General features: G+C 65.3%; 11 protein-coding genes and 1 pseudogene. 6 read left to right on the top strand and 6 right to left on the bottom strand.

Features of this window, described 5'->3' with window-relative positions:
* Together ACZBJS_RS33155 and ACZBJS_RS33150 are read left to right on the top strand one after the other, a co-directional pair.
* Positions 1 to 92: pseudogene (locus ACZBJS_RS33155) on the top strand (IS5/IS1182 family transposase); the annotation flags it as partial.
* 188 nt (positions 93 to 280) lie between these two features.
* Positions 281 to 1465, top strand: a complete 1185-nt coding sequence (locus ACZBJS_RS33150) for a GNAT family N-acetyltransferase (protein ID WP_316397368.1) — start codon at positions 281 to 283, stop codon at positions 1463 to 1465.
* A gap of 278 nt (positions 1466 to 1743) precedes the next feature.
* Here ACZBJS_RS33150 and ACZBJS_RS33145 read toward each other — a convergent pair whose 3' ends face one another.
* The 3 genes from ACZBJS_RS33145 to ACZBJS_RS33135 all read right to left on the bottom strand — a co-directional run bounded on the left by ACZBJS_RS33145 (position 1744) and on the right by ACZBJS_RS33135 (position 4020).
* Entirely contained in the window at positions 1744 to 2382 is a 639-nt protein-coding gene (locus ACZBJS_RS33145) for an NIPSNAP family protein (protein ID WP_057018355.1), read from the bottom strand.
* Positions 2383 to 2468: 86 nt separating this feature from the next.
* Positions 2469 to 3134 (bottom strand): DsbA family oxidoreductase, encoded by a 666-nt coding sequence (locus ACZBJS_RS33140; RefSeq protein ID WP_168854962.1) that lies wholly within the window; start codon positions 3132 to 3134, stop codon positions 2469 to 2471.
* Between the two features lie 61 nt (positions 3135 to 3195).
* Positions 3196 to 4020, bottom strand: coding sequence for a helix-turn-helix domain-containing protein (locus tag ACZBJS_RS33135; RefSeq protein WP_038385984.1), 825 nt, complete (start codon positions 4018 to 4020; stop codon positions 3196 to 3198).
* A gap of 94 nt (positions 4021 to 4114) precedes the next feature.
* Here ACZBJS_RS33135 and ACZBJS_RS33130 point away from each other — a divergent pair, with 94 nt between their 5' ends.
* Entirely contained in the window at positions 4115 to 4339 is a 225-nt protein-coding gene (locus ACZBJS_RS33130; protein ID WP_076825597.1) for a hypothetical protein, read from the top strand.
* Positions 4340 to 4370: 31 nt separating this feature from the next.
* A complete protein-coding gene (locus tag ACZBJS_RS33125) occupies positions 4371 to 4769 on the top strand; it encodes a hypothetical protein (RefSeq protein WP_316397369.1) in 399 nt (132 codons plus the stop codon).
* A gap of 55 nt (positions 4770 to 4824) precedes the next feature.
* Here ACZBJS_RS33125 and ACZBJS_RS33120 read toward each other — a convergent pair whose 3' ends face one another.
* Together ACZBJS_RS33120 and ACZBJS_RS33115 are read right to left on the bottom strand one after the other, a co-directional pair.
* A complete protein-coding gene (locus ACZBJS_RS33120; protein ID WP_194295321.1) occupies positions 4825 to 4983 on the bottom strand; it encodes a hypothetical protein in 159 nt (52 codons plus the stop codon).
* Positions 4980 to 5441: a group III truncated hemoglobin gene (locus tag ACZBJS_RS33115; protein WP_283070352.1), complete on the bottom strand. Its 462-nt coding sequence runs from the start codon at positions 5439 to 5441 to the stop codon at positions 4980 to 4982. Before ACZBJS_RS33115 ends, ACZBJS_RS33120 begins: the two co-directional genes overlap by 4 nt.
* An 83-nt stretch (positions 5442 to 5524) precedes the next feature.
* On the opposite strand from ACZBJS_RS33115, the gene ACZBJS_RS33110 reads away from it, so the two are divergent.
* A complete protein-coding gene (locus ACZBJS_RS33110) occupies positions 5525 to 5959 on the top strand; it encodes an RrF2 family transcriptional regulator (RefSeq protein WP_057018350.1) in 435 nt (144 codons plus the stop codon).
* Positions 5956 to 6246, top strand: a complete 291-nt coding sequence (locus ACZBJS_RS33105) for a DUF6522 family protein (RefSeq protein WP_057018349.1) — start codon at positions 5956 to 5958, stop codon at positions 6244 to 6246. Before ACZBJS_RS33110 ends, ACZBJS_RS33105 begins: the two co-directional genes overlap by 4 nt.
* A gap of 19 nt (positions 6247 to 6265) precedes the next feature.
* Here the strand turns inward: ACZBJS_RS33105 and ACZBJS_RS33100 are convergent, their stop codons facing one another.
* The gene (locus ACZBJS_RS33100; protein WP_057018454.1) at positions 6266 to 6937 is read right to left on the bottom strand and encodes an SET domain-containing protein; all 672 of its coding nucleotides are present in this window, start codon (positions 6935 to 6937) and stop codon (positions 6266 to 6268) included.
* Between the last annotated feature and the right edge of the window lie 122 nt (positions 6938 to 7059).

Below are 7059 nucleotides of genomic sequence, written 5' to 3'. Positions count from 1 at the left end.
AGTTCCGACGTGTCGCAACCCGCTTCGAAAAAACGGCCCGGAATTACCGGGCCGTCGTCACTCTCGCTGCCATTGTTCTATGGATGCGCTAGTGTCCACACCACCTAGCGCTTGAACCGGCGAGCCGGCCAAGCCGCTGCGCACCGGGTATGCTGAACGGTCCGTTAACACGACCGTTCAAATTGCGCGGTGGCCTCAACGGCATTTTCCATTTCTTTCCGCTAGCGTTGCCCTGACGAACGCAAGGCCAATCAGCTTCGCGGAGTGGGGAAACAGGGACGTGGCCGATATTGCTGACCGGGCAATGATCCACCGTGCATCGCGCAAGGATGCCACGGACGATCGCACCTTGCCGCCGCTGTCGGCCGCGCCGCTCAATGCATGGCGCGCGCTTGCCGCGCGCGCGATCGAGGCCAATGGCTACTATCAGGCGGACTGGGAATTGGCGGTCGATGCCTCCGCGCGCGGCCGCACCGGCGCGGCGCTGCTCAGTGCCGCCGGCGATGCCGGGCAACTGATCGGGCTGTTGCCGGTCGTTCCGATGCGGCGGATCTACCGGATTCCCCTGCCCGCTTTGGTCGGCGCCGAACCTTATGGCACGCTGTGCACGCCGCTGCTCGACCGCGACGCCGCCGAGGAAGCGGTCGACAAGATGCTGCGGCAGGCGCGCAATGCGGGCGCGCATGCGCTGATCCTGCGCACCATGTCGCTCGAGGGGCCGGCCATGGCGGCGATCCGCGCGGTGCTGGCACGAGACGGGTTGCAGCCGCGAATAGTGAGCGCCTACCAGCGCGCCCAGCTGGATGCGACGCGCGATGCCGACGAATTGTTGCGCGACGCGCTGGGGCCCAAGAAGCTGAAGGAGCTGCGCCGCCAGCATCATCGCCTGTCCGACCACGGCGCGGTGCGCTTCGATGTCGCCTGCACGCCGCGCGAGGTTGCGACGGCGCTCGAGACTTTCCTTGTCCTCGAAGCCGGTGGCTGGAAGGGAAAGCGCGGCACGGCGCTGAGCCAGCATGCCGGCGATGCAGCCTTCATCCGCCGCGCGACGTCGGCAATGGCCGAAGCCGGCCGCTGCGAGATCATCACGCTGCATGCGGGCGACACGCCGGTCGCGGGCGGCATCGTGGTGCGTCACCAGGACCGCGCCTTCTTCTTCAAGATCGGCGTCGATGAGCGCTTTGCGAAACATTCGCCCGGCACGCAGTTGACGCTGGAGCTGACGCGCCATCTCTGCGCCGATCCCGCGATCAATTCGGCCGATTCCACCGCGGCGCCCGGCCACCCCATGATCGACCCGATCTGGCGCGGCCGCTTCGCGATCGGCGACGTCTTGCTGCCGCTGCGGCGCCGCGATCCGCTGGTGCCGGCCATTCACGCCGCGCTGACCCTGAACAACTTCGCCTACGAAGCGGCGCGCGGCGCCGTCCGCTTCATCCGCAGCCGGCGCGGCAAGCCCGGATAATGCGGTTTACCCTTTCGTAGGCATGCAGACACATCGGGAAACAAGTGACTGCTGCCGTCAGGTTGGTGTCAGCTGGCCCGACTAGCGTTGCGGCGCGCTGGTTCTCAGACGGCGCGCGCCCTTGCTTCGAAAGCCTCATCTGATGGAAACATCGGATGGGGCTTTTTGCCGGCGCTCGCGACATCCTGACGGCAAACGAAAAGGCCGCCTCAACCGGCGGCCTCTCTGTCTCGCGCTCGGCGCATCATTGGGAAACGCGGCGCGACCAGCGCCTCCCCTTACTGCAACGGCGAGTGCGGTGCCGGCAGCATGATGGTCGAGTGCATCTCCTCGAGCACCTGCGTGCCCTTGCTCAAAAATTCCAGCCAGGCCGGATCCTTCATCGCGTTGCCGCGTGCGGCGGCGCGGGCGTTGAGATCGGGATAGGCCCAGATGTGGCAGACTTCGTTGGGCTGCCCGGCCTCGGTGGTCCAGAGGCCGACGATCTTGGAGTATTTCTCGCGCTCCGGCATCACGCCGGTGATCAGATCGAGCCATTGCTTGGCGCCGCCGACCGGCTTGGCACGATAGTTGCGGAATTCGTAGATGTTGCCTGATGTCGCCGGCGCCACCGGCGGGATGATTGGATTGAGCAGCCGCACCTCCTGCCGCACCAGCAGCGGACGGATCACCGGAATATACTCGCCGGTCCAGCGCGGGTTCTTGGCGAGCTCGGCGCGCAGCCGCGTCCGCTCGTTGAGATCGGCGTAGCTCCACATGTGCATGACCTGATTGAGCGGACCGATCTCCGTGATCCAGTAGCCTTCCAGCTTGCCGAAATTGTCGGCGCGGATATCGCGCGAGATCGTGCTCGCCGCCTTCACCATCTCGCCGACGGCGCCTGGACGGACCGTATAGGTGCGCAGCTCATAGATCATGGTGGTCTCCCCTGATTGTTTCCGATGGATGATGTGGGCAAACGAAAAAGCCCGGCATGAGCCGGGCTTTCGATAGGGATTGTGGACTACTCCGCAGCCTCTGTGTTGATCTCGGCCGAGACCTGGCGGATGGCGCGGGCGAGCTGCTCGGCCGGCTGGGCGCCGGACACCGCGTATTTCTGCGCGAACACGAAGGTCGGCACGCCGGAAATACCCTTCTCGGCGGCCTCCTGGGCCTGCGCCGAGACCAGGGCGACATCCTCGTCGGTGGCAAGACGCTTGCGCACGTCGTCGACATCGAGCCCGACATCGCTTGCCGCCTGCACCAGCACGTTGCTGTCGGTGAGATCGCCGCCGTCGCGGAAATACAGCTCCATCAGCCGCTGCTTCATCTCGGCCGCCTTGCCCCTGGCCTCGGCCCAGTGGATCAGGCGATGGCAGTCGATCGTGTTGGGCTGCCGCTTGACGAGCTCGGGATGGTAGGTGAGCCCCTCCTCATTGGCGGCGGCGACCACGCGGCCGGCAATGCCCTTGTAGGCCTCGACCGAGCCGAACTTGGCGGTGAGATATTCCTCGCGGCTGATGCCTTCGCGCGGCACCCAGTTGTTGAGGAAGAACGGCCGCCAATGCACCTCGACCGGTACATCGGGCACCAGCTTGAGCGCATCCTCGATCCGATGCTTGCCGATATAGCACCAGGGGCAAACGACATCGGAGACGATGTCGAGGCGAAGTGGCTTCAGATCGCTCATGGCGGGTTCCCGGCAGAAATGGAACCCCAAAGGTAGGCCGAAAGCGCTCCGAGACAAGCCGCTATTTCATACTGGCTGCCATCTGCCGCATCCGCTCGGCGGTCAGCTCATCGGCCGGGAAGAAGGTCTCCAGCGCCAGTTCCTGCAGCGTGATGTCGACCGGCGTGCCGAACACCATGGTGGTCGAGATGAAGCTCAGGATCTCGCCATTGAGGCGGAGCTTGAAGGGGAGCGCGACGTTGTTGTCGGTGGTGATCGGGGCCGACCGCGCCGGGATCGGATAGGACTTGAGGTCCTGATAGAGCTTGAGCAGCTCCGGATCGGCCGTTGCCTCGCATTGCCGATGCAGCCGCTCCAGAAGATGCGCGGCCCATTCCGCGAGGTTCACGGTGCGCGGGGCGAGGCCCTCGGGGTGGAAGGCAAGCCGCAGGATGTTGAAGGGCTGGCCGAGCAGCCGCTGCGGCACGCCCTCGAGCAGCGGCGCCACCATGCGATTGGCGGAGACCAGATTCCAGTGCCGGTCATAGGCCAGCGCCGGATTGGGCTCGTGCGCCTTCAGCACCAGGTTGATGGCCTCGCGCGCCGATTTCAGCGCCGGATCATCCAGCGAGCGTTGCGGGAATGCGGGCGCGAAACCCGCGGCGACCAGCAGCACGTTGCGTTCGCGTAGGGGCACGTCGAGGCGCTCCGCCAGTTTGAGGACCATGTCACGCGACGGTGCCGAGCGGCCGGTCTCGACGAAGCTCAAATGCCGCGCCGAGATCTCGGCATCGACGGCAAGGTCGAGCTGGCTGAGATGACGGCGCTGCCGCCACTCGCGCAGGTGTTCGCCGATCGGAACGGGTTTTGCGGGCTCGGCCCGCGCCATGGATGCATGTGCGTTCATGATGCGAAACCTACCATGCGGAATTCGCCCGTTCCATTACGCCTGAGGTAATCGAATTGGCGCGCTGGCCGGCTCATCCTCCACGGCACAGGAGATGACCATGCTGATGCTATCCCTTGTCCGCGCCCTCGCCGTCCTGCTGCCGTGGCTGGTCCATCTGGCCACCTGGCTGCTGGCGCGCTCGCTCAACATGCCGCAGCCGCTCGTGCACGCGACCGGCGTGTTCGTGTTCGCGCACGTCTATGCGGCCGAGATGAGGGTCGGCAAGGCGCTGTGTCCGCTCCGGCTGTGGCGTCAGCTGCAGTCGCTGTTCCGCTGACCACCCCATCCCAACCCGAGGAGACACTGCCATGATCCATTCGTCCCAGCTGCTGCGCCACGCCTTGCTTGCCGACGCCGTCTTCAGCGGCGTATCCGCCATAGCCATGGTGCTCGACGCCGGCGCGCTGGCATCGCTGCTCGGCCTGCCGGAAGCGCTGCTGCGCGAGACCGGGCTGTTCCTGATCGCCTATACCGCGCTGGTCGGCTGGCTCGGCACGCGCATGTCGGTGCCGAAGCTGCTGGTGATGCTGGTGGTCGTCGGCAACGCGGCCTGGACGCTCGCCAGCATCGCGCTGCTGCTGTCGGGCGCGGTGTCGCCGAACCTCTTCGGGACCCTCGTGATCCTGGCCCAGGCGATCGCCACCGGCGTGTTCGCCGAGCTGCAATATGTCGGGCTGCGCCGCAGCGGCGAGACGGTCGCGGCGTAAATCGAATGCCGGATGTGACGAGCGGCCGTCGCGGCAAACGCGGCGGCCGTTTCCGTCAGCTCAGCACGACCGCGACGATCATACCGGCAAAGGTCAGCGCCAGGCCGATGATCAGCATCGGCACCAGACTGCTGCCGGCAAACGGATCGGCCTGATCCTGATGAAACCACGCGCCGTCGATGGCACGCGCGATCGCTTTCGCTCTGTTCCTCATTGCACTGCTCCTGCTTCGCTTCGCCTGTAACGCTCGCCGACCGCCAGCATCACGCCCTGTCCGCCGGCGACGCCCATCTCGAGGCTCGAGGCGATGCGCCGCGCGCGATCGATGAAATGCGCCGCCGCGTCAGGCGGGCACAGCTCGGCCGCGGTCGCCTCGAACAGTTCGAGCCAGCGGTCGAAATGCGCGGCGTCGATCGGCAGCGGCATATGCTTGACCATCGGCGTGCCGTGATAGCGCCCGGTCATCAGCGCAACCGAAGACCAGAACGCGCACATCTGCGCCAGATGCGGCTCCCAATTGCTGATCCTGGTCTCGAACACCGGTCCGATCATCGGGTCCTTGCGGACCTTGGCGTAGAAGGCATGCACCAGCTGCTCGATCATGGCCTCGGTGATCCCGGTCCGCGCGACAATCCCGGCGGTGATCTGCTCGCGGCGCTCTGCTGCTGTCATGGCATACACCCTAAATAGGCATTTCAAATGCCTATTTAGCCTGCTATAGCTGATCCGCCAAGTGCTGATTTCGAAGGGCTTCCATGCGCCTGACATCGTTCACGGATTTTGCGCTCCGCGCCCTGATGCGGCTGGCCGGCGAGCCGGACCGATCGTTTGCGACCAGCGAGATCGCGGCCGAGTTCGACATTTCCCGCAATCACCTTGCCAAGGTGGTGCGCGACCTTGCCGACGCCGGCTTCATTGCCACCCAGCGCGGCGCGGGCGGCGGGTTCTCGCTGGCGCGGCCGGCGGAGACCATCACTCTCGGCCAGGTGGTGCGTGCGCTGGAAGGCGACAGCGCGCTGGTCGAATGTTTCAGGGATGATGGCGGAGATTGCCTGCTGCTGCCGCGCTGCCGGCTGAAGGCGAAGCTCGCGGCGGCGCGAGAGGCCTTCATGCGCGAGCTCGACGGTACGACGCTCGCCGAATGCGCCTACCTGCCGCGTCCCGTCCGCCATCCCGCGAGGGCATCATGACGACGATCACATTCTCGGACGGCGCGTTCGAGGTCGACGCCAACATCGTCGCCGAAGGCCTCGGCATCGCGGTTCCGCTGCTGCAGGCCGGGATGCGCTCGGGCGCAATCACGACGCGCTCGGAGCGCGGGCTCGACGCCGATCAGGGGCGCCATCGCCTCACATTCTTCTCGGGGAGCAAGCGTTTCCGTCTCGTTATCGACGAGCACGGCACGATCATCCAGCGCTCGACGCTGGATTTCGGCAATTCCCCGTTGCCACGCGCGGCGCACCGGCCGAGCGGCTAGAGAGACCTCGTCCCGGATATCAGGCGTTCAGCGCCCGAGCGGTGCCGCGCTTCGACGAGGCAGCCTTCTTGCCCGCCGTGTTGATCAGGCTATGGCCATTGAGGTGACTGCCGTTCAGCGCCGTGCCGTTGGCGAGCTTGCCGATTGCTTTGGCAGCCTTCTTCGCCTTCCGCTGTCTGGCCCGCTCCTCGGCGAGCTTCTCGGCCTTGCGCTGTGCCTTCCGCTCGGCTCTTTCCTTCAGCCGCACCCGCTCCGCCCTCGCCTCCGCGCGCTTCTTCTTGCGCTTCTTCTCGCAGGCATCGCACTTGCAGCCGATCGGCTTCAGATAGGCTTTGAAATAGTCGGTTCCGTAGTCGTAATTGATTTCGTCGCCCGGCTCGATGTCCTTGATGGCGCGGATGAACACCTTGCGCTTGCGTGGGCGAACGTCGGATTCCGCGTTCGGCCTGCAGGCATGGTTGATGTAGCGGGCGACGTTTTCGCGGATCGAGCCGTCGATGGTCCAGCGGTTGGTGAGCTCGAACAGATATTTGTTCTCGATCGCGTCCTCATCCTTCTTCTTCGAGTCGAGCAACGGCCCGAAATAACGGATGATCTTGGTGCCTTTCTTGATCGGCTTGGTGGCGAAAAGGCCAAGACCGGTACGGGAACGGCCGACGCGATAGGGCTTGTTGGATGATATCGTGGGCATGACGATCGAGGTTACGGCACGCAGGTGCACGCGACAGAAGTTGCGAAGCCGCCCTTCTAGGACGATTCCGCGCGCCTGTCAGGTGTTTCCCGCATGTCTATTGAACCTTCCCCAGATTGCAT

It is taken from the genome of Bradyrhizobium sp. KZN70725 (assembly GCF_055264925.1).
This window is presented reverse-complemented; position numbering and strand designations above follow the sequence as displayed.

Excerpts from the sequence above, each read along its gene's own strand:
- ACZBJS_RS33145 (WP_057018355.1), bottom strand. The coding sequence starts at position 2,382 with ATGATCTATGAGCTGCGCACCTATACGGTCCGTCCAGGCGCCGTCGGC.
- ACZBJS_RS33140 (WP_168854962.1), bottom strand. The coding sequence starts at position 3,134 with ATGAGCGATCTGAAGCCACTTCGCCTCGACATCGTCTCCGATGTCGTT.
- ACZBJS_RS33135 (WP_038385984.1), bottom strand. The coding sequence starts at position 4,020 with ATGAACGCACATGCATCCATGGCGCGGGCCGAGCCCGCAAAACCCGTT.
- ACZBJS_RS33130 (WP_076825597.1), top strand. The coding sequence starts at position 4,115 with ATGACCATGCTGATGCTATCCCTTGTCCGCGCCCTCGCCGTCCTGCTG.
- ACZBJS_RS33125 (WP_316397369.1), top strand. The coding sequence starts at position 4,371 with ATGATCCATTCGTCCCAGCTGCTGCGCCACGCCTTGCTTGCCGACGCC.
- ACZBJS_RS33120 (WP_194295321.1), bottom strand. The coding sequence starts at position 4,983 with ATGAGGAACAGAGCGAAAGCGATCGCGCGTGCCATCGACGGCGCGTGG.
- ACZBJS_RS33115 (WP_283070352.1), bottom strand. The coding sequence starts at position 5,441 with ATGACAGCAGCAGAGCGCCGCGAGCAGATCACCGCCGGGATTGTCGCG.
- ACZBJS_RS33110 (WP_057018350.1), top strand. The coding sequence starts at position 5,525 with ATGCGCCTGACATCGTTCACGGATTTTGCGCTCCGCGCCCTGATGCGG.
- ACZBJS_RS33105 (WP_057018349.1), top strand. The coding sequence starts at position 5,956 with ATGACGACGATCACATTCTCGGACGGCGCGTTCGAGGTCGACGCCAAC.
- ACZBJS_RS33100 (WP_057018454.1), bottom strand. The coding sequence starts at position 6,937 with ATGCCCACGATATCATCCAACAAGCCCTATCGCGTCGGCCGTTCCCGT.